We start from the raw sequence: 20,840 nt of genomic DNA, 5'->3' as shown, positions 1-20,840 counted from the left end.
GAACTCACTGAGCCTGGCTCACCGACGACATGTGGAAGTCGGGAATCCGCAGTGACGGCATGCTCGCCCGAGTCGCCCAGTCACCCCACTCCCGAGGCAGAGTCGGCTCGGCGATACCGGCCTGGGTGGCACGGCGCAGCAGGTCCAGCGGGCTCTCGTTGAACCGGAAATTGTTCACCGCCGCAGTCACTTTGCCGTCTTCGACCAGATAGACGCCGTCGCGGGTCAGCCCGGTCAACAGCAACGTGGTCGGATCGACCTCGCGGATGTACCACAGCGTGGTCAGCAGCAGACCACGCTCGGTCGAGGCGATCATCTCGTCCATGCTGGCCGAACCGCCCGTCATCAACAGGTTGTCGGCGGCCAGGGCGACCGGTACACCGAACTCGGCGGCCGCGGCACGCGGGTAGGCCAGCGCGTTGATCACCCCGCCGCGGATCCAGTCCACGCAACCGATGTCCAGGCCGTTGTCGAACACCGATGCGGTCTCCGACGAGGTGCCGGTCGCCACGAACGGCGCGCACTCGAGCCCGAAAGCGTGCGGGTCGGAGTACAGCGTCAGCGGCAGTTCGGACAGCCGCTCCCCCACCCGGGTGCCGCCGCCGGGCGCCGACAGCGCGGTACGGCCTTCCTGCGCGCCGCGGCCGCCCATCGTCCAACCGAGATAGATCATCATGTCGGCGACCGTGGAAGGCGGCATCAATGTCTCGTAGCGCCCAGCCGGCAACTCGACACTGCGCGCCGCCCAGCCCAATCGCGTCGAGAGCTGCTCCAGCAGCGAATCGCATCGCACGTCAACGAAATCCGGAGCGCTGATCCCCGCCCAGGCACTGGCCCCGTCGCGTTTGGCGTTGATCTCCACCGTCCCGGTGGGTTGGGTGAAACGCCGCCGCAACCCGGTCGAGGACGCCAGAAACGTGGTCTGCACCTCATGGCGGGCAAAACCGTAGAGCTGGTCGGCACCCCGAAAGCCCCGGCTCAGCGAGGTGGCCAGATCGGCGAAGGCCTCCGCGCCGGTCTGCGGGACGGGGGCGTCCCAGTCCTCCGGTACGGCTGTGCCGCCCAGCAGTTCCGCGGCATCGCGGGCCTCCGGTGCGCCCGCGGCCGCCTCCACCGAGGCCGCGACCAACTCCGGGATCAGTGCCGGGTCTACCTCCGCCGAACACAGCGAGCCGACCCGCGAGCCCTCGTCGTCGGAGACGATCGAGATGACGGTGGTGGTTCGACTGCTCGACACCCCGTTGGTGGTCATCGAGTTACCGGCCCAGCGCAGCGACGCCTCGGTCCGATCGGTGACCAGCACGATGGTCTCGGTGTTGTCGCTCTTGGCCGCCGCCAGCGCGGTGTCGATGACCTGCTGCGGTCCGATCCTCATTCCCGGCCCCCCTCGCTGCGCGTGTTGAGCACGTTGATCCCCCGGAACAGCGCCGACGGACAGCCGTGGCTGACCGCGGCCACCTGACCGGGCTGCGCCTTGCCGCAGTTGAACGCCCCGCCCAGTCGCCATGTCGAGGCGCCGCCGACGGCCTCCATCGCGTTCCAGAAATCGGTGGTGGTCGCCTGATACGCCACGTCGCGCAACTGCCCATCCAGGCGGCCATCACGGATCCGGAAGAACCGCTGCCCGGTGAACTGGAAGTTGTAGCGCTGCATGTCAATCGACCACGATCGGTCTCCGACGATGTAAATACCGTTGTCCACCCGAGCGATCAGATCTGCGGTGGACAGGTCATCGGTCCCCGGCTGCAGCGACACATTGGCCATCCGCTGGATCGGAACGTGATGCGGCGAGTCGGCGTAGGAGCACCCGTTGGAACGAGACTGCCCCAATCTGGGCGCGAACACCCGATCCAGCTGATACCCGACGAAACGCCCATCGCGTACCAGGTCCCAAGTCTGGGCGGCCACGCCTTCATCGTCGTAGCCGATGCTGGCCAGCCCGTAGGGCACCGTGCGGTCGGCGGTCACGTTCATCACCGGCGAGCCGTATTGCAGCGTGCCGAGCTTGTCCGGGGTGGCGAACGACGTCCCCGCGTAGGCCGCCTCGTAACCGATGGCACGATCGTATTCGGTTGCATGGCCGATGGATTCGTGGATGGTCAGCCACAGGTTGGTCGGGTCGATCACCAAGTCAGTGGGTCCCGGTACCACGCTGGGTGACTTGACCTTCTCGGCGAGCAGCACCGGCAGTTCGGTCAGCTCACCCGACCAGTCCCACACGTCGTCGCCGGCCACCGCCTCCCAACCGCGCGCCGTCGGCGGCGCCAGCGTTCGCATCGAGTCGAAGCCGTCCGGTCCGACGGTGACCGCGTCGCAGACCGGCATCAGCCGCACTCGCTGCTGGGTGATCGACGATCCGAACACATCGGCGTAGAAGGTCTGCTCCTTGACCGCGGTCAACGCCGCGGTCACGTGATGCACCCCGTCGGCGGCGAGCAATCGGCCCGAGTAGTCCTCCAGCACGTCGATCTTGTCAGCAGTGGGTACCTCGAACGGGTCGATCAAATAGTCCGACACCCACATCGCGTCGCGGTACACCGGCTCGGCGGCCAGCTCGACACGTTCGGCGTTGAGGACAGCCAACGTCTTGGCGACCTGAACGGCGCGGCGGGCGGTGTCCGCTGCGACATCCGGGGCCAGTTCGGCATGCGAGGCGAAGCCCCAGGTGCCGTCGACGACCACCCGCACCGCGAAGCCGAGCTCGCGGTTGACGACGGCGGTCTCCAACTCACCGTCGCGCAGCCGGATGACCTCGGTCGCGATCCGGTGAATCCGCAGGTCGGCATGCTCGGCGCCGGCCGCTCTGGCCGCCGACAACGCGGCGTCGGCCAGCTCGTGGCGAGGCAGGGCCAGAAACTCGGCGTCGATCTCCCGGTTCGCTGTCACCAGTCCACCGTAACGACGTGCCGATGGTTGACCACGGCATAGGTGTCAATTCATGATCACGGCGTGACAGCGCCCCAGCGACTGGTTCAAGACGGTGTTCGACACTACGGCCGGTTCGATGGCCGGGTCCGCGACACCAACCCGGTCGACGCGCACTCCGGCCTGTCTCGCCTCTGGCGCGAGTTCCGGCTCAAGGAGTGGGTCGGCTTCGCCTTGATCCACCCCGAGATGTCGGGCGCCATGATCATGCAGGACGTGAAATACCTGGCATCGTCGGAGCTGTTCGTCCGCGACCAGGCGACCGGTGTCCTGGTGGAGAAGAATGCTCGGTTGCGGGGGCGCCAGCCTGCGCCTGCCCGACGACCTGCTGCACGGCGGCCGGTGCCGGGTCAAGACGCGCCGCTATCTGCTCGACTACGACTTCGGTGCCGGCGCCGGCACGGTCACCGTGCGGATCGACTGTGCGGCAGACCAGCGCGGGCCCGCGATCACCGGTGCGCTGACACTGCACGCGCAGGACGCGGCACCACCGCTGAGCATCAGCGCCAAGCTCACCTCTGCGATCGACTACTACACGTTCAAGCAGCCGTTTCCGGTCAGCGGCACACTCACCGTGGGCGACCGAACCTATGTGTTCCAGCGAGCGCGCGATTTCGCCATCCTCGATGAGCATCGTTCGCAGTTCCCGTATTCGACCTTCTGGACGTGGGGCACCTTTGCCGTCGCGATGGCTGGTGGTGTGGTGGGCTCCAACTTCGTCGACCGGCCGGAGTTCAGCGACGACGATGACGAGTCGTCGAACTGGGTTCCCGGTGCGGTGGAACCACTCGCGGGAGTCCAGTTCGACTTCGGCTCCGACGATCCGCTGTCGACCGTGCATGTCCGTGATCGCGACCGCCGACTCGATGTGATGTTCACGCCCGCGGGGCGCAAAGCGGTCAAGGTCAATCTGGTCGCGGCCGCGATCGACTACTGGCAGCTCGCCGGTACCTATCGCGGCACGGTGACGTCCCTGGCCGGCGAGTCCCACTCCTTCGAAGACGTGCCCGGGGTGCTCGAGCGGATGAAGACCCGATTTTGAGTCGGCGCAAGCGCTTTAATACACCTATGAGCCGCGCTCCCCGTTCTGCGGCGCTGGGTTATGCGCTGCTCGCCCCCAGCCTGTTCGGCGTGGTGGCGTTCCTGCTGCTGCCGATGCTGGTGGTGGTGTGGCTGAGCCTGCATCGCTGGGATCTGCTGGGACCGATCAGCTATGTCGGCGCGGAGAATTGGCGATCGGTGCTGACCGATCCGGTGTTCGGCAATTCTCTTGTGGTGACGGTGCTTTTCGTCGCGTTCGTCGTTCCGCTGCAGACCGTGCTGGGGCTGGGTGTGGCGGTCTTGCTGGCCCGCGGGCTGCCGGGTAGCGGCCTGTTCCGCACCGTGTACGTGCTGCCGTGGATCTGCGCACCGTTGGCGATCGCGGTGCTGTGGCGCTGGATTCTGAGCCCCACCGACGGCGCGGTCAGCACCGTGCTCGGGCACCGCATCGAGTGGCTGACCGATCCCGGATTGGCACTGCCGGTGACCTCGGCGGTGGTGGTGTGGACCAACGTCGGCTACGTCGCCCTGTTCTTCCTGGCCGGCATCCTGGCCATCCCCACCCAGGTGCTCTCGGCGGCGCGCATCGACGGGGCGAACGGGTGGCAGCGGTTCTGGCGGGTCACGTTGCCGATGCTGCGGCCCACCATGTTCTTCGTGCTGGTCACCGGCGTGGTCAGCGCGGCACAGGTGTTCGACACCGTGTACGCGCTGACCGGCGGCGGGCCCGGTGGTCGCACCGACCTGATCGCGCACCGTATCTACGAAGAGGCGTTCGGGGCTGCGGCGATCGGCCGGGCCGCGGTGATGGCATTGGTGCTGTTCGCCGTATTGGTCGGGGTGACTGTCGTTCAGCAGCTGTCGTTGGGCCGGCGGGTCAGCTACGACCTCACGTGAGCCCGCGTCCTTGCTGTGCTTGTGTCCTAACCGCCGTTGAGCGCGCTGTGACGGCGACCCCACAGCAGGTAGAAGATCAACGCGACCGCTATCCAGCCGGCGAACACGATCCAGGTGTACCGGTGCAGGCTGCACATAATCCATCCGCAAACCACCACCGACAAGATCGGTGTGATCGGATAGCCGGGCACCTTGAATCCGCGGGGCAGATCCGGTTCCCGGACCCGGAGCACAATCACCGCCACGGACACGACAATGAACGCGGTCAAGGCGCCGATGGAGACCGTTTCGGCCAGACGCTGAAGCGGCACCAGACCGGCGAGGGCTGCCGCCACGACCGCGACGATCATGGTGTTGGTAGCGGGTGTCCGGGTGCGCGGGTTGACCTTGGCGAACGTCGCCGGCAGCAGGCCGTCGCGTCCCATCGCGAAAAGGATGCGGGTCTGGCAGTACATCGTGACCAAAGTGACAGAGAAGATCGAGATCACCGCGCCCGCCGCCAAGACGGTGCTGCCTAAGCGGTTTCCGGTGATGTGATCCACAATCACGGCCAGGCCCGCGCTTTGCGCCTCGAAGTTCTGCCACGGCTGGCTGCCCATCGCGGCCACCGCGACAATCACATAGACACCGGTCACGATCAGCAGCGCCGCGATGATTGCCCGCGGGATCGTGTGCTGCGGGTCTTTGGCCTCCTCGCCGGCGGTGGATACCGCGTCAAGACCTACGTAGGAGAAGAAGATCGTGCCCGCTGCCCAGCTGATTCCCGAGAATCCGAAAGGGGCGAAGTCAGTGAAGTGGTTCGCGCTGAAAGCCGTTGACGCGATCACCGCGAACATCAGCAGCACGCCAAGCTTGATCACCACCATGACGGCATTGACCTTGGCCGATTCACTGGTGCCGCCGATCAACATAGCCGCACAAATTGCCACCAAGACGATAGCTGGCAGATTAACGAAACCACCTTCGAAATCCCATGGTGCCGATGAAATCGCCTGCGGTACGGCGAATCCGAAGACATTGAGCGACAGTTTGTTCAGGTACTGACTCCACCCAACTGCCACCGCGGCAGTGGACACCCCGTATTCGAGCAGTAGGCATGCCCCGACAACCACGGCCATGAACTCACCGAGGGTGGCATAGGAGTATGAGTATGCCGACCCCGAAACTGGCACCGCCGAAGCCAACTCCGCGTAGCAGATCGCGGCCAGGCCCGCAGCGGCCCCGGCGACGATGAATGAAACGACCACTGCCGGGCCGGCTTGCGGCACCGCCACCGGGAAGACAAAGAAGATCCCTGTGCCGACCGTCGAGCCGACTCCGAACATGGTGAGCCGAAAGCCGCCGAGCCTGCGTCGCAGGTGGTTCGTGCCCCCGGTGGCCATCGGTGCACCATTCACCGGCCGACGCCGCAGCATCTGCCGTGACATGCTGAGCGCCGGCGTTGACATTGGTGCCCCTAGCTGGACGGTTCGTGTCCATCATTGAACACGCCCCGCCCGGCGCAACGGGTTACAACACGGCGAACCGGGTTAAGAACAAGTCACGTCGATTTCGAACGGCTTGTTCACGGGCTGCATCGGGTTAGCGGTGTCGATCCCGGTCGCGGTACCGCTGATCTTGTATTCGTTGCCGTCCTTGGTCGCCTTGGCCTCTCCCTGACCGGTGCCCGCGGTGTAGGCCAGCGTCACACCGTTGACGTTGCCCAGCCCGACCGACTTCACCTCCGGAGGGTTGGCATCGGTGAGCACTGCGGCGATTCCCGTGGCTGCTCCGCCGATCGCGATGTTGACGTCGCCGGCCATCGTGGTGCACACAGTCGTGCCGGTGACGTTCTGGTCTTGACCGTCGATGGTGACTTTCGTGTTTGCGGCGGCGCCGCCCACACTCACCGACGCACTGGATTCACTCGAGGAGCTCGAGGTGCTTGAGTGGGATTCGTGGACGCTTTCCGTCTTCTTCTCGCTGGAGCACCCAGACAGACCTAGGACCGCGATTGCTGCCGCCGCCGCGGCAACCGTTACTGAACGCTTCACCGGTACTCCTTTGTTGTGGGTGGTCACGCGCCTGTTTCGTGCTGTTTCGTGGGCGCAGGCGGGGGCTCGCGGGCTAGGCTTTACTCCGCATCCTGATCAGATGGCAGAGTGCTGATGCCCGTGGCAGACCACCCGCCACGCTCACTTGGGAGTGTGCTGGGCAGGCGAACCTCGGCGCATCAGGTAATTACCTGATATTTGCTCCGGGGTACGCGGTCTCAGACCTGGGGCGGGAGGGGGTTGACCGTGGTTAGCCCTCTGCTCGAACGCGAGTCGACACTGACAACCCTGCAGCGCTGCTATCGAGCCGCCACCCGAGGAGACGGGCAGCTGGCGTTGCTGCGGGGGGAAGCCGGGGCGGGCAAGACCACGGTGATCGCCCGATTTCTCACCGGGCTCGATCCGGGCACGCGGGTGCTGCGGGGTTGGTGCGACGGGTCAGCCACGCCTCGGCCGTTGGGCCCATTTATCGACATGCTCGCCGGCCTTCCGGCTGATCAGGCAACCTCGATAAGGGCCGCCATCGACGCCAGGGACACCGAGGCGATCTACGACCGACTGGTGGGGGCCGTCGGCGATGGCAACCCCGCGGTGTGTGTGATCGAAGACCTGCATTGGGCCGACAGCGCCGCCCTGGATCTGCTGCGTCATCTAGCCCGGCGGATCGACACGATGCCGGTGTTGTTGCTGGCGTCCTATCGCGATGATCAGATCGGCCCGACCCACCCGTTGGCCGTGCTGTTGGGTGATGTGGCGACCTGGGCGACGGTGACGCGCATGACACTGGAACCGCTCAGTGCCGGCGCGGTGACCGCATTGGCCGCCGGTAGCGGCATCAACTCCCAAGCGTTGTACCGGCTTACCGAGGGGAACTCGTTTTTCGTCACGGAGATGGTGGCCGCCGGGCCTGACGCGCTGGGCAATGGCCGCCTGCCGTGCAGCATTTCCGAGGCCGTGCGGGGCCGACTCGCGCGGCTGTCGGCCGCTGGGCGCGAAACCGCGCAGGCGGCAGCGATCTGCGGGCCTCGGGTGCACCCCGCTCTGCTCGAGGCGGTATCGCCTGGTGCGGCAGGCACTCTGAACGAATGCCTCGCCGCCGGGGTGCTGATAGCCAGCGCAGACGCAGTGGGATTCCGCCACGAACTGACCCGCCGCGCCGTCGTCGAACAGATCCCCGACTATCAGCGGCGCGTGCTGCACAAGCGAGCCTTGACCGTGCTGGCCGAACCCCCTATCGACCCGGACACGCTGGCGGCGTTGACGTTTCACGCCGAACATGCCGGCGACACCGATGCAGTCATCGGCTACGGCCCGGTGGCCGCCGAACGCGCCGCAGGATCGGGCGCCAACCGGCAGGCCGCCGACCTCTATGCGTTGGTACTGCGCCACGCCGACACCATCCCCGTCGAACAAAAGGTGCTGTGGCTCGAACGGCACGCATACAGCAGTTACCTGGCCGGTCACGCCAAGGCTGCGGCGCTGTCCTGGCAACAGGCAATCGAGCTGCACCAGCGGTTGGCGGATCCCCGCCAGAAGGCTGAGGACCTGCGCCGCCTGTCGCACGTCCTGCAGCTGCTGGGACGCCCCGCCGAAGCCTTAGCAGCAGCGCACGAGTCATTGCGGCTGCTCGAAGACCTTGGCCCGTCCCCGCAGTTGGCCTGGTCACTGATCAACATGGCTCACATCGCCGCTCTGGGCCTTGACCCCGCATGTGCCCGATATGCGGCCCGAGCGAAGGCCCTCGGTGCCCAATTGCGGGACCCCGCCGTAACGATCCACGCCCGCGGATATTTGGCCCTCACCACGGTGTTCTGCAGCGACACCGGCTGGGACGAGTTCGAGGAGGTGTGGCGAGAAGCGGCCGCGAGCCCTGGGATCGAGGAGCACAGCGGAATTCTGGGCATCCTCCTGGGCACCTTCGCTGTCGTGCGCGGCGAATTCGGCCGCGCCCAGCGTTACCTCGCCGAAGTGGCGGCCTACTTCAACCACCGCGACCTCGGCATGTTCGAGGCCCTGGTGGTGGGGTTGCAGGCGCTGACCGGCCTGGCGGGCGGCGACTGGAGGTCCGCCGCGCTGGCGGCCGAGCAGATCCTGACCCAGTCCGAATTGGCCCCGCAACATCGGATCGCGCCGTTGATCACCGTCGCCCTGATCCGGGCGCGCCGTGGTGAGGAGCCCGTTTGGCCACTACTCGACGAGGCCCTCGCGTGTGCGACGGGCAGCCTGCTGCAGCTGCCGGTGCGCGCCGCGCGGGCCGAGGCCGCCTGGCTGGCCGACGACGACGAGGGGGCCCGCCGCTGCGCGGCCGAAATCCTCACGGTGCCCGGCCCGGCGTACGCGTGGCTCGGGGGCTCCCTGCTGCGCTGGGCTCATCTGGCCGGCGGCGGGTCGGGTGTCGGCGTCATCGCTGCCACGCCGTATGAACGTGAAATCAACGGGGATTGGCGCGCGGCGGCACAGGACTGGGTCCTCCGGGGCTGCCCTTACGATGCCGCCATCGCTCAACTCGGCGGCGACGCCGACGCCGTCGAGGCCGCTTTGGGTACGTTCCGCCAATTCGGTGCCCGCTGCGCGGCCCGGCGCGCCAAGCAACGCCTCGCCCAACTGCGCGGCCGCGATCCCGACCGTCGCCGCAAAGACACCAGCACGGACCCCCACGGTCTCACCAAACGCCAACGCGACGTCCTCGATCTCCTCGCCGCCGGCCACAGCGATGCCGAGATCGCCACCGCGCTGTACATCAGCACCAAAACCGCCAATACCCACGTCTGCGCCATCATGGCCAAACTCGGCGTCCACAACCGCACCCAGGCCGCCGCCTACGCTTACCAAAAGTCCCCGTGAGCTACCCCAGGTGATGTTGATCAACAACTTGCTTCGTCCGCACAAGCACATTCGCGCCTCGGCGATCTACGCGCTGCTGACACTCGGCGCCCTCATCACGCTGGCGCCCTTCGGGCTCGGCCTGCTGACGTCGTTCACTCCGGCACGCCAATTCGCCACCGGTACCCCGTTGTCTTGGCCCCACCCACCGACAATGGACAACTACGGCGACCTCGGTGGTGCCGGATTCGGTCGGGCGGCGGCGGTCACGACGCTGATGACGGCGGTGATCGTGTTGGGACAGCTGAGTTTCTCGGTGCTGGCTGCCTACGCTTTCGCGCGGCTGGAGTTCCCGGGTCGCGACAAGTTGTTCTGGGTGTATGTGGCGACCCTGATGGTGCCGGCCAGCGTGACCGTGGTGCCGCTGTATCTGATGATGGCGCAGCTGGGTCTACGGAACACGTTCTGGGCGTTGGTGTTGCCGTTCATGTTCGGCTCCCCCTACGCGATCTTCCTGTTGCGTCAGCATTTCCGCACCGTCCCGAATGATCTGATCAACGCCGCGCGCCTCGACGGAGCGAACACTCTGGACGTGATCGTGCACGTGATGCTGCCTGCCAGCAGGCCCATCCTGGTCACGCTCGGGTTGATCACCGTGGTCTCGCAGTGGAACAACTTCATGTGGCCGCTGGTGATCACCAGCGGCGACAAGTGGCGGGTGCTCACCGTGGCGACCGCCGCCCTGCAGTCCCGCTACAACGCGCAATGGACGCTGGTGATGGCGGCAACCACGGTGGCGATGATTCCACTGATCGTGCTGTTCATGGTGTTCCAGCGCCGGATCGTGCAGTCGATCGTCGTCACGGGGATCAAGTGAGCCGGCCGCGGTTCTCCACCCTGTTCGCCGCGGCGGCGGTTGTCCTGGCCGCGCTGTTGGGCGCCGCGGCGGTGCTGCTCGACGGCGCCTCGACCCGGTCGGCCACCGGCACGACGGTGGTGACGGTACGACTGTGGGACGAGCAGGTCGCAACCGCCTACCGGCAGTCGTTCGCCGCGTTCCAACGCACCCACCCCGAGATCGAAGTACGCGTCAACGTCGTCTCCTACGGGACCTACTTCGACACGTTGCACACCGATGTCGCCGGTGGCGGCGCCGACGACATCTTCTGGCTCTCCAACGCCTACCTGGCCGGCTACGCCGACAACGGGCGGCTGATGAAGATCGATGCGGCGGGCGCGGATTGGGAACCATCGGTGGTCACGCAGTTCACCCGCGACGCGACGCTATGGGGAGTCCCGCAACTGACCGACGCTGGGATCGCGGTGTACTACAACGCGGATCTGTTAGCCGCTGCCGGGATCGCTCCTGCTCAGCTGGACCAACTGCGCTGGGATCCGCACGGCGCACACGACACGCTGCGCCCGCTGCTGGCCCGGCTCACCCTTGACAACGCCGGGCGCAGCGCGAGCACCTCGGGCTTTGACGAGCGACGGATCCGGCAGTGGGGTTACAACGCCGCCAATGACCCGCAGGGGATCTATCTGAACTACATCGGCTCGGCCGGCGGGGTGTTCCAGCGTGGCGACGACTTCGCCTTCGACAACCCGGCAGCGATCGGCGCGTTCGACTACCTGGTGCAGCTGATCAACGGCGACCACGTGGCACCGCCGGCCTCGGAGACCAACACCAACGGCGACTTCTCCCGCAATCAGTTCCTGGCCGGGAAGATGGCGCTGTTTCAGTCGGGCACCTACAACCTGGCGGCCGTTGCCGAGCAGGCCACGTTCGCCTGGGGTGTGGCGATGCTGCCCGCCGGGCCGGCCGGACGGGTCAGCGTCACCAATGGGATCGCCGCCGTCGGCAACGCCGCATCGCAGCATCCCGCGGCGGTGCGCGAGGTTCTGGCCTGGCTCGGCAGCCGCGACGGCAATGCATTCCTGGGGCGACAGGGTGCGGCGATACCGGCGGTACTCAGCGCACAGCGGGTCTACTTCGACTACTGGGCGCGGCGCGGGGTCGACGTCACACCCTTTTTCTCGGTGCTCAACGGGCCCCGCATCCCGGCGCCGGGCGGCGGTGCAGGGTTTCCCGCCGGAAACCAGGCCATCAAGCCCTATTTCGATGAGATGTTCCTCGGCCGCTCCGACGTCAGCACGGCCCTATCCCAAGCACAGGACGCCGCGAACGCGGCCGCACGCCGGTAGTTGCCCGGCGGCCGATCTCCACCCCCCGAGATTGCACCCCTGCAGGAAAATCCGCGAAATCACCTGCGTGCCTGCAATCTCGGCGTCACGGCGCCTCTCCATCCCCGCGATCTCAGCGCACGGTAGACGCGTTCGATCACCTCGGCCGGCCGATCCTCGGCGATCACCTTGACGTTGAGCCAACCCAATTGCGGCAGCTTGCGCTGGCGGCGTTCACCACGGACGTACTCGCGGCGATCGGTACGGTGTTGGTCCCCGTCGTACTCAGCCGCGACGCGGAACTCTTCCCAGCCCATGTCGAGCATCGCAAACAGGTGATAGTTGATGTGCACGGGAATCTGCGTTGTGGGCGTGGGTAATCCGGCGTCAAGGAGCAGGAGTCGCAACCACGTTTCCTTAGGCGACGCCGCACCACCGTCGACGAGCGGCATCAGTTCCCGAACTTGGCGCAATCCCCTGGCACCTGAATAGCGATCGGCGAGCATCAGGACACGCTCGACCGCGAACGGGGTCGCCCGCATCAAGGCGTCCAGCCGCGCGAGGGCCTGCCCGCGCGGGAGGTGGCGCGCCAAGTCAAAAGCGGTACGTGCCGGCGTGGTCACCGGAAGGCGCCCGACAAACGTCAGCTCGTCATCGGCGACGGCCTCGTTACGCGTGATCACCCCGCTCGGTGGCCGGCCGTTGCGCAGCAACATCTCGACAACCGTGTCGTCGCGGACCCAGCGCGCTCCGTGCAGCGCGGACGCCGCAACACCGGCGATGACGCCGCGGCGACGCGACCAGAGCCAGGCTCCGCCGACGCGGTCCCGTAATGACGGGACCGTCTGGTCAGCGGGAAGGTAGACGTCGGGGAAAATCCGTCGGCACCGGCGCGCCAGCCGATCCCGAGATACTTCACCCGCGGCGACTGCTTCGCTGCCGAGAAATGCGTCCATGACGCGCAAGGATGCTCGTAGGCACCGACAGCTCCCCCGAGATTGCAACCATGCAGGAAAATCCGGCAAAAAGCCTGCGTGAGTGCAATCTCGCGGAGGAAGCGGCGCGTCGTCAGACAGCTGTGGGCAACACCGTCAGTTCAAGAGCCACTGCCGCGCCGCACATCACGACCACAATCACCAGGGCCGCCAGATCGGCCAACCCCGGGCGCGCCGGCGACGCCGAAATCTGGCCGATGCCACCACGAGCGGTGATCGCGTCCCCCATCTCGTCGGCCCGGCGCAGAGTGACGGTAATGGCCGCGGTGATCAGATCGATGGCCTCACGCGCCCAGCGGCGCCGACGTTGCCGTCGGGTGCGCGGACGGGACCGGGGCCGCAGGCGCCGCGCGGCGTAGAGCACTCGGAACTCATCGACCAGCATCGGGAACGCGCGCAGCGCCAGCGCCACCGTCACCGCCCACTCGTCGACGGGAATCCGAAGCAGCCGAAGCGGTCGACCCAGGGTGGCCACCGCGGGAGCGATCTCCGCGACATTGGTGGTCCACGACACCATTGCGCCCAGCCCCAGCAGCACGACAGACAGCGCGGTGATCCGCAGGAAGTACAACAGCCCACCCAAGCCGGCCGGGTCACCGCCGGACATGGCCGCGGTCGCACCTCCGACCAACAGCAGCACCCACAGCCAGCGAGGTACCGAGGGCAGCGCACCTCGAGGGATGTGGGCAATCCTGGCCGCGGCGAACACCAGCAGCGCCACCGCACCGATCGTTGCCCAGCCGGGATAGAAGGTCAGCAGTACCGAGATGCCGAAGACCACGATCAGCTTCGTCCCGGCCCACAGTCGGTGCACGGCGGAGTCGCCGGGAACCGGCCGCAGCAACACCACCGGCCGAGGGGTGCTGCGCGTCTCCCCCGTCACGCCGCACCTGCCGGCGCCGGCACCAGGACACCGTTGTGCAAGTGCAGGGTTCGCGGGCACAACTCGCCGAGGCCGGCGAAATCGTGCGAGATGACCACCACCGTCAGACCGGTCTCCCGCCGCAGATCCTCCAGCAGTCGCAGCAGGCCGTCCCGGCTGGCGGCGTCGAGGCCGGCCAGCGGCTCGTCGAGGATCAACGCTCGCGGAGACCGGGCCAACAGGCCCGCCAGCACCAGGCGGCGCATCTGGCCGCCGCTGAGTTGGTCGATGCGCCGGCCAGCCAGCGCCGCGTCGAGCCCGACGGCGGCCAGTGCGGCGCTGACCCTGGCATGGTCACGCGGCGAAAAGCCTGCCGCAGAAGCCACTTCCAAACCGACGTAGCTGCGCATCAGCTGCAACCGGGCCGCCTGGAACGACAGCGCCACAGCCCCCACCTGCTGGTCGGCGGGCCGGCCCCCGAGCAGACAGCTACCGGTGGTCGGGGTCGTCAGGCCGGCCATGATCCACGCCAGGGTGGACTTGCCCGAACCGTTTCCGCCGTGGATCAATAAACCGTCGCCCTCGTCGACGCTGAAGCTGATGTCCCGCAGCGCGGTCTTGGCCCACGGCGTGCCGCTGGCGTATTCATGCCCCACGCCGGACAATTCGAGCACTGGCGGGCCAACACGTCGGGCTGCCCCCTGGCCGCCGGAGGCGACGGGCACCTGGGCGGTCTCCACCATGGCGGTGTTGTCACGGGACCCGGACAGGTCGATGGTCCGGTCGGCGCTGCCGGCCTCGTCGTTGTAGTGGGTGATGTGCACCAAGGACGTGCAGCGTCGTTCAGAGGACCCGGCCAGCTCCGACAGCACGCCTAACAGCGCCTCGCGCCCTTGCGGGTCGACCATGCTGGTGACCTCGTCGGCGATCAGCAGCGCGGGCTCGCGGGCCAGCGCCGCCGCCACCGCCAACCGTTGCAGTTCCCCGCCGGACAAGCCACCGGTGTCGCGTTCGGCGAACCCCGTCAGTCCGACCTCGCCGAGAAGCCGGTCGACGTCGGTGCTGGTGCCCGGCGGCAGGCCCCACACCACGTCGTCGGCGACCCGGGTGCCCAGAACCTGGCTCTCCGGATGCTGCATGACCACCGCGGTGCCTCCGGGCGCACCGAGCCCCACCGCGCCGGGACGCTCAACAGTGCCCGCAGTAGGCGACCTCCCGGCCAGCAGCAGCATCAAGGTGGTCTTGCCCGACCCATTCGCACCGGTGATCGCGACGTGCTCGCCGGCGGCTACTTCCAGGCTGACCGGCCCCAGGGCGTCATGATCGGACTGCGGATAACGGAACCGCACCTGATCCAGTCGGACCGGGACCGGCGCCACCGGACCGGCCTCGACCGGCAGGTCGAGTTTGTGTACGTCGGGCACCCCGCGGAGCCGGTCGAGCACCCGCGACAACGCCCACCACCCGAGCAGCGACACGATCATGACGCCAATGGTCATCTGGGCCAGGATGAGCCACTGCCAGTAGTGCAGCAGCGCACCGAGAAATCCGTTCAGATCCTGGGCGACCTGCTGGAATTCCGGCAGCGGGATGCGCGACAGGGCGGCCGCGACGCCGTGCACATTGGCGGTGATCGCGTCGAAAATCAGGTGCCGCAGCCGCGACAACACGGTCAGTGCCAGCACCATGGCGGTGCCGAAGATGCCGCCGGCCACAGCGGAGGCCATGACCACGGTGGGCAGGCCACGGCGACGGCGCTTGATGACGCCGGTCAACCCGCCGATGTAGGCGCTGTTGACCACGGTCATGAAGCCGCCCATGCCGGCGATCAGGAATGCGATGATCGCGGCGGCGACCGTGGCGGCGATCAACACGCGGATCCGGTAGCGGTAGGCCAGAAGTCCCATCGGGACCGTGCCGAGTAGCGACAAGCCGGCGGCGAAGGGCACCACGACCGCGATGATCGCGGTCGCCGCACACAGTGCCGCCATCACGGCGGCCTGCGCAATCTCGACGGGCTGCATGGACCGCGCCCGGACTCGGTTAACGCCCTGGCCGGTCTTGGTCACCCGTCGATTCTGCCAGTCGCTCGGAGCGGCCCACGCTGAGCGGACCAAGCTGGTCCACTTTCGTGCACGGTTGTGAAATACTTGCCCGATGGTAGCCCCCGTCGAAGTCAGCCTTGGCGCCGATTTGCTCTGCGTTGTCTCCCGGCTCAACCGGCTCGCTACCCAGCGAGTGGCGCTGCCCATTCCGGGGGCACAGGCTCGACTGTTGTCCACTATCGAGGACCTGGACGTGGCCCGGATCTCCGACCTGGCGGCGGTGGACCACTGCTCCCAGCCGACGATGACGACCCAGGTCCGCCGACTCGAGGACGCGGGTCTGACCACACGCACCCCCGACCCGCTCGACGCCCGCGCCGTGTTGATCCGAATCACCGACAAGGGCGTCGAGACCATGGCGCGGGTCCGCCAGGACCGGGCGGCGGCGCTCGACCCGGAACTGGACCGGCTGTCGGACGAGGACCGCCGGACGCTCGCCGACGCGGTTGAGGTCCTGCACCGATTCCTGGCCGAGGCCGCCCCGACCCGACCGGTGCGCTAGCGCGGGGCGCAGCAGGTCGACGCCATCCGGCCGCGCCGATCGCTCTAGCAGCCGCAATTCGGCTGAGAAGTTTCCAGCTTGACGGGCTTTTCGAATATGCTCGACAGCGGCATCGGCCCGAAGCGATCCTAGGCCTCCTGCGGCCCCCTCGGCTCGCCCACTGGGCTGCCGGTCTTCGGGGGAAGGACATCGTGGCGGATAGATTGGCGCTGGTCACCTCGATCGCCGCCCAACTGATGGCCACCACACCATCGACGGCTGCCGCGGTCAGCGAACGCGTGCTGCAGACGCTGGTGGAACAGCTCAATGTCGACGCCGGATTCCTTCGCCACAATGATCACGAGATCAGGGCCTCCAAGCTGGTGGCCGAATGGCCGCCGCGCACCGACGCCCCGGAGCCCGACCCTTTGGCGGTCGTCTCCTTCACCACCGCCGACCCGGTCTTCACCACCTGCGCCCACGGCAAGCGGGTGGCAGTAATCCGGCCGGAGCCGGACGAGTCCGGCTATGTGCGCCAGATGGCGATGGACCATGCCATCGAATCGCTGTCGGTAGCCACCGCGCCGCTGATCTCCGGGCCGGTGACCATCGGCATGCTCGGCCTGGTCAAGTTCCGCCGACCCAAGTGGCGACCCGAAGAACTCAACACGATCGAGGCGATCGCATCGCTGTTCGCGCAGCTGCAGGCCCGCGTCGCCGCCGAGGAGCGGCTGCGCTATCTGGCCGATCACGACGACCTGACCGGCCTGCACAACCGCCGTGCGCTGGTCGCGCACCTGTCCGAGCGACTCGTCGCCGGCAACCCCGGACCGGTCGGCGTCTTCTACATCGACCTCGACCGGCTCAAGCCGATCAACGACTACCTCGGTCACGCCGCCGGTGACTGGTTCATCCAGGATTTCGCCCGGCGGCTGCGCGCGTACGCCGGGAACCGGACCATGGCGGCCCGGATCGGCGGGGACGAGTTCGTCGTCATCCCGGACTGGCCGATGTCGATGGCCAGCGCCGAGACGTTCGCCGACCGGCTGCAAGGCGCACTGCGCGAGCGGGTGGAGATCCAGGGCCACACGGTCAACAGCACGGTCAGCGTGGGCGTGACGGTGGGGCTGCCCGGCGAGGACACCAGCGCCGGTCTGCTGCACCGCGCCGACGAGGCCGTCCTGGCGGCGAAACGCGGCGGCGGCAACCAGACCGTCAGCTCCACCGACGACATGTCGCTCAAGAGCTTGTTCCGCAAGGACATCGAACTGCACATGCAGGGCAAGATCGACGATGAGTCGTTGCTGTTGTACTACCAGCCCGAGGTCGATCTGTGGAGTGGCGCCATCGTCGCGGTGGAAGCGCTGGTCCGCTGGCGTCATCCCACCCGCGGACTGCTGCTGCCGAGTTCGTTCATCAGCATCGCCGAATCCGCCAACCTGGCTGATGATCTGGGCCGCTGGGTGATGCGCACCGCGTGCGCGGAGTTCAGTCAATGGCAGGCCAACGGCGTCCGGACCAACGCCACCTTGCGGGTCAACGTCTCGCCGGTCCAGTTGGCCGCCCGCGGTTTCGTCCAGAACGTGGTCGAAACCATCCACGAATTCGGCCTACGCCCCGGCTCGCTGTGTCTGGAGATCACCGAGCGGGCGGTGGTGCAGAACATCGAAAGCACCCGTCGCACCCTGGCGGAACTGCGCGAAGCCGGGGTGCAGATCGCAATCGACGACTTCGGCACCGGTTACGCCGTCCTGTCACACCTGAAGGATCTGCCGGTCGACACCCTGAAGATCGACACCGTGTTCGTCCGGGAATTGGGCGTCAACCCGGGTGACCTCGCGATCGTCCGAGCGATCATCGCGCTGGCCGAGGCGTTCGGCCTGCAGGTGGTCGCCGAAGGCGTGGAAACCTCAGCGGCCGCGCTCACCTTGATGCGGCACGGCTGTCACCGCGCGCAGGGATTCCTGTTCTCCCGCCCGGTACCGGGTCCCGCCGCCGAAGCAATGCTGGCGTCACGCTGGATGGCGATGCCCTTCCTGGCCGACAGCCAGGCTTTGGTGATCTGACAAGAACATCGCCCGGTAGAAAGCGGCACACAACCGCACCCCCGGCTGCCTGCCGGCGAGCGCTGCAGTCGGTGCGGTGCACCAACGCGGCTCGGCATGCGGCGGCAAGTGGCGATGCGGACCCCTCAAGGTGCCCCGGGCGAAGCTTTGGGAGGAACTCACCGGCGCCGGACCCGGCGCACGCCTCAGCGTGCCCGATCCGTACAAACCCGTCCCTCGCATAACCGGAGATAGTACATACCTTTTGGATGGTGTTCAATCCATACAAGACTGTGCGTCAGGTCACGTTGACGCCGTAGTTGTCGCCGGCGCCGCTCTCAGCACGCGGCGGCGGCGAACAACGCCCGCGCCACCGGCGGTGGCCGTCATAATCAGACCTATGGAGCGACGGCGGAACACGCAAACCCCTCTGGCACCGATGGATACTCTGCGGCAGCTGCCGGCCCTGGTCGCACTCGAGCGGATCCCGGTTCCGGTGCTCGCGATCGCCGACGACGGCACCATCTTGTTCGCCAACACCGGGTTCGCCGCCATGCTGGGCTACACCCAGGAAGAGGTGCTGGCCCTGGAGTTCCGACAGATCTTCGGTCAGGTTCCGCCGGCTGAGGAATCCGCGCTGTCGGTGATGCACTCCCTGGCCAATCTCGTTGTTTCCCTGGAACATCGGGACGGCTCGACGGTGCGCGCCCTGATGAGCAAGTCAGCGCTCGAACGTGCCGACGACCGGGTTGCGCTCGCGACGTTCCAAGACCTCACCGAGCAGCTGTGGCTGGAGGAGCGCTAGCGCCGTCAGGGTTCGACGGCTGATCCGCCGTCACTGCCGTTCTGATAGCGCAGCGCGTCGCGGGCCAGAAACTGCCGAAAATACGGCAGCGAGTCGGCCACCACGATCGCGGGCAGCAGCGTCTCCCACATCCGGGTGACCCGGCCGATGCTGTCACCTGCGTAGTGCGTCATGAGCCACGTCCCGAGCATCGCCGAGGTGATCGACTCGGCAACTTGGCGGGCATCGAGTTCCTCGCACAGGTCGCCCTCGGCGATTGCTCGCGCGGTCTGATCGGCGACGGCGTCTGCCCATTCGCCGCCGACCTCAGCCCCCAATTCGTTGGATTCGGCCAGCGCGAAGACCAGGTGACCCGCGGCGCGCGCCTCCTTGTCGACGGACAGCACCTCCGTGACCGCGAACATGCCGTGGATCATCCCCTCCAATGCGGGCGACGACGGCTGGCACATGCTCCGGAATGTGGTCAAGACGGTGGCGAAACCGCCCTCGATGATGGCCGTGACCAACGAGTCCATCGAGTCGAAATGGTGGTAGAGCGCCCCCTTGGTCACCCCGGCCCGCTCGATGATCGCGGTTCGCCCGGCGGCGACGTATCCGGCCTCGCCGAATACGTCGATGGCCGCATCGAGCAGCTTGCGTCGGGTCGCCTCGGACCGGACCTGGCGCGCCATTAGCCAACCTCGCTGTCGGGTGCCGCTGACTTCGCTCCCGCCGATGTGGTCTTGACTGCCAACGCAGTACGGCGCCGTACGAACTGAACGAAATAGTCGATGCGATCGGCAGGCACCACACTGGGCAGCACAACCGACCAGATCCGCTCCAGCTCCCGCAGGAACTGTTCGGGCTCATCGAGATTGCCCGCCTGCCGCAGACCCAGGTACAGCGCCACCATCATCCGGGCCACATCCTGCGGGTCGCGGTCGAGGACATCGCCTTCGGCGATGGCCCGCTCGGTCACCACGCTCAACGCCTGAATCGCGTTGTTGAGCACGGTGGCCTGCAGCCCCTCAGCACCGCCGACCACGGGGAGCAGATGCAGCATCGCCCGGGCACTGTCACTGGTGAGGTCCTCGACCGCCATGAGGTAGCCCACGTCCAGCATCGTCTCCAGGCCAGAAAGCTTGCGGTCCACCAAACCCCGGATCGCAGTGCCGGTCCTCGCGAGTTGTTCGTCGATGACAGCCAAGGCAAGCGCATGCTTAGATCGAAAATGGAAATACATCGCGCCCTTGGTCAATTCCGCTTCAGACAGAATGTCGTCCAGGCCGACGTCGTGAAAGGGCCGCTGGGCGAACTGATGCGCAGCGGCACGGATGATCTGCTGACGCGTCGCATCGGCGCGCCGGTCGGTCGACTCAGCCAACGCGTGATCTCAGCCTCGTCGCTGACCAGCAGTCGTACCACACCCGGGTTACGGTATCAGTCGAATGCCGAAGGTGACTCATTTCTATACTTGAAATCGTCATTCACCTCTGATGACATTCGGAAAACGTCAATTCTGCGGCGCCAGATTGCATTCGGTCTGCTTGGGCCTGTCGCGTCGGCGCTGACTGCTGTCCGAGCTAGTTGTACTGCCCAGGCAGGTTGGTCAACCTGGTGATGGGCGGAATCTTGCCGATCGCGGAGTGTTGCCGATGGTGATTG

At 67.0% G+C, this 20,840-nt stretch carries 17 protein-coding genes; 8 read left to right on the top strand and 9 right to left on the bottom strand.

The genetic code is table 11. The annotated features are described in order from the left end of the window. Window positions 1–4: 4 nt before the first annotated feature. Together ACJH71_RS11875 and ACJH71_RS11870 are read right to left on the bottom strand one after the other, a co-directional pair. Window positions 5–1,375, bottom strand: coding sequence for a metallopeptidase TldD-related protein (locus ACJH71_RS11875; RefSeq protein ID WP_406758224.1), 1,371 nt, complete (start codon window positions 1,373–1,375; stop codon window positions 5–7). Continuing rightward, a complete protein-coding gene (locus ACJH71_RS11870; protein WP_406758223.1) occupies window positions 1,372–2,886 on the bottom strand; it encodes a TldD/PmbA family protein in 1,515 nt (504 codons plus the stop codon). Before ACJH71_RS11870 ends, ACJH71_RS11875 begins: the two co-directional genes overlap by 4 nt. Window positions 2,887–3,208: 322 nt before the next feature. Here ACJH71_RS11870 and ACJH71_RS11865 point away from each other — a divergent pair, with 322 nt between their 5' ends. Continuing rightward, a complete protein-coding gene (locus tag ACJH71_RS11865) occupies window positions 3,209–3,967 on the top strand; it encodes a DUF2804 family protein (RefSeq protein ID WP_406758222.1) in 759 nt (252 codons plus the stop codon). Window positions 3,968–3,993: 26 nt separating this feature from the next. Continuing rightward, window positions 3,994–4,863 (top strand): carbohydrate ABC transporter permease, encoded by an 870-nt coding sequence (locus ACJH71_RS11860; protein ID WP_406758221.1) that lies wholly within the window; start codon window positions 3,994–3,996, stop codon window positions 4,861–4,863. A 26-nt stretch (window positions 4,864–4,889) separates the two neighbouring features. On the opposite strand, the gene ACJH71_RS11855 is transcribed toward ACJH71_RS11860, so the two are convergent. Together ACJH71_RS11855 and ACJH71_RS11850 are read right to left on the bottom strand one after the other, a co-directional pair. After that, on the bottom strand, window positions 4,890–6,311 hold the full coding sequence (locus tag ACJH71_RS11855; protein WP_406758220.1) for an amino acid permease: 1,422 nt from the start codon (window positions 6,309–6,311) through the stop codon (window positions 4,890–4,892). 81 nt (window positions 6,312–6,392) lie between these two features. Beyond that, window positions 6,393–6,896, bottom strand: coding sequence for a lipoprotein LpqH (locus tag ACJH71_RS11850; protein WP_406758219.1), 504 nt, complete (start codon window positions 6,894–6,896; stop codon window positions 6,393–6,395). Window positions 6,897–7,142: 246 nt separating this feature from the next. On the opposite strand from ACJH71_RS11850, the gene ACJH71_RS11845 reads away from it, so the two are divergent. Genes ACJH71_RS11845 through ACJH71_RS11835 form a run of 3 tightly spaced genes read left to right on the top strand, consistent with a single transcriptional unit; the run spans window position 7,143 to window position 11,924 of the window. After that, window positions 7,143–9,740 (top strand): helix-turn-helix transcriptional regulator, encoded by a 2,598-nt coding sequence (locus ACJH71_RS11845; RefSeq protein ID WP_406758218.1) that lies wholly within the window; start codon window positions 7,143–7,145, stop codon window positions 9,738–9,740. A 13-nt stretch (window positions 9,741–9,753) separates the two neighbouring features. Then, a complete protein-coding gene (locus tag ACJH71_RS11840; protein WP_406758217.1) occupies window positions 9,754–10,596 on the top strand; it encodes a carbohydrate ABC transporter permease in 843 nt (280 codons plus the stop codon). Next, window positions 10,593–11,924 (top strand): ABC transporter substrate-binding protein, encoded by a 1,332-nt coding sequence (locus tag ACJH71_RS11835; RefSeq protein WP_406758216.1) that lies wholly within the window; start codon window positions 10,593–10,595, stop codon window positions 11,922–11,924. Before ACJH71_RS11840 ends, ACJH71_RS11835 begins: the two co-directional genes overlap by 4 nt. Window positions 11,925–11,983: 59 nt before the next feature. Here ACJH71_RS11835 and ACJH71_RS11830 read toward each other — a convergent pair whose 3' ends face one another. From ACJH71_RS11830 to ACJH71_RS11820, 3 genes are all read right to left on the bottom strand, one after another. Continuing rightward, a complete protein-coding gene (locus ACJH71_RS11830) occupies window positions 11,984–12,859 on the bottom strand; it encodes a hypothetical protein (protein WP_406758215.1) in 876 nt (291 codons plus the stop codon). Between the two features lie 112 nt (window positions 12,860–12,971). Then, window positions 12,972–13,781: a CbiQ family ECF transporter T component gene (locus ACJH71_RS11825; RefSeq protein WP_406758214.1), complete on the bottom strand. Its 810-nt coding sequence runs from the start codon at window positions 13,779–13,781 to the stop codon at window positions 12,972–12,974. Continuing rightward, window positions 13,778–15,784: an ATP-binding cassette domain-containing protein gene (locus ACJH71_RS11820; protein WP_406758414.1), complete on the bottom strand. Its 2,007-nt coding sequence runs from the start codon at window positions 15,782–15,784 to the stop codon at window positions 13,778–13,780. The genes ACJH71_RS11825 and ACJH71_RS11820 overlap by 4 nt, the downstream gene beginning before the upstream one ends. Window positions 15,785–15,917: 133 nt before the next feature. Between ACJH71_RS11820 and ACJH71_RS11815 the strand changes: the two genes are divergently transcribed. The 3 genes from ACJH71_RS11815 to ACJH71_RS11805 all read left to right on the top strand — a co-directional run bounded on the left by ACJH71_RS11815 (window position 15,918) and on the right by ACJH71_RS11805 (window position 19,196). Beyond that, on the top strand, window positions 15,918–16,367 hold the full coding sequence (locus ACJH71_RS11815; RefSeq protein ID WP_406758213.1) for a MarR family winged helix-turn-helix transcriptional regulator: 450 nt from the start codon (window positions 15,918–15,920) through the stop codon (window positions 16,365–16,367). A gap of 236 nt (window positions 16,368–16,603) precedes the next feature. After that, on the top strand, window positions 16,604–18,412 hold the full coding sequence (locus ACJH71_RS11810) for a putative bifunctional diguanylate cyclase/phosphodiesterase (protein WP_406758413.1): 1,809 nt from the start codon (window positions 16,604–16,606) through the stop codon (window positions 18,410–18,412). A gap of 418 nt (window positions 18,413–18,830) precedes the next feature. Beyond that, window positions 18,831–19,196: a PAS domain-containing protein gene (locus ACJH71_RS11805; RefSeq protein ID WP_406758212.1), complete on the top strand. Its 366-nt coding sequence runs from the start codon at window positions 18,831–18,833 to the stop codon at window positions 19,194–19,196. Window positions 19,197–19,201: 5 nt separating this feature from the next. Here ACJH71_RS11805 and ACJH71_RS11800 read toward each other — a convergent pair whose 3' ends face one another. Both ACJH71_RS11800 and ACJH71_RS11795 read right to left on the bottom strand, forming a co-directional pair. Next, window positions 19,202–19,867: a TetR family transcriptional regulator gene (locus ACJH71_RS11800; RefSeq protein WP_406758211.1), complete on the bottom strand. Its 666-nt coding sequence runs from the start codon at window positions 19,865–19,867 to the stop codon at window positions 19,202–19,204. Next, window positions 19,867–20,559 (bottom strand): TetR family transcriptional regulator, encoded by a 693-nt coding sequence (locus ACJH71_RS11795; RefSeq protein ID WP_406758210.1) that lies wholly within the window; start codon window positions 20,557–20,559, stop codon window positions 19,867–19,869. Before ACJH71_RS11795 ends, ACJH71_RS11800 begins: the two co-directional genes overlap by 1 nt. Between the last annotated feature and the right edge of the window lie 281 nt (window positions 20,560–20,840).

The sequence above is a fragment of the Mycobacterium sp. SMC-15 genome, from assembly GCF_045310925.1.
GTDB lineage: Bacteria > Actinomycetota > Actinomycetes > Mycobacteriales > Mycobacteriaceae > Mycobacterium.
Note: the sequence above shows the minus strand (reverse complement) of the source record. Positions and strands in the feature narration are given on the sequence as shown.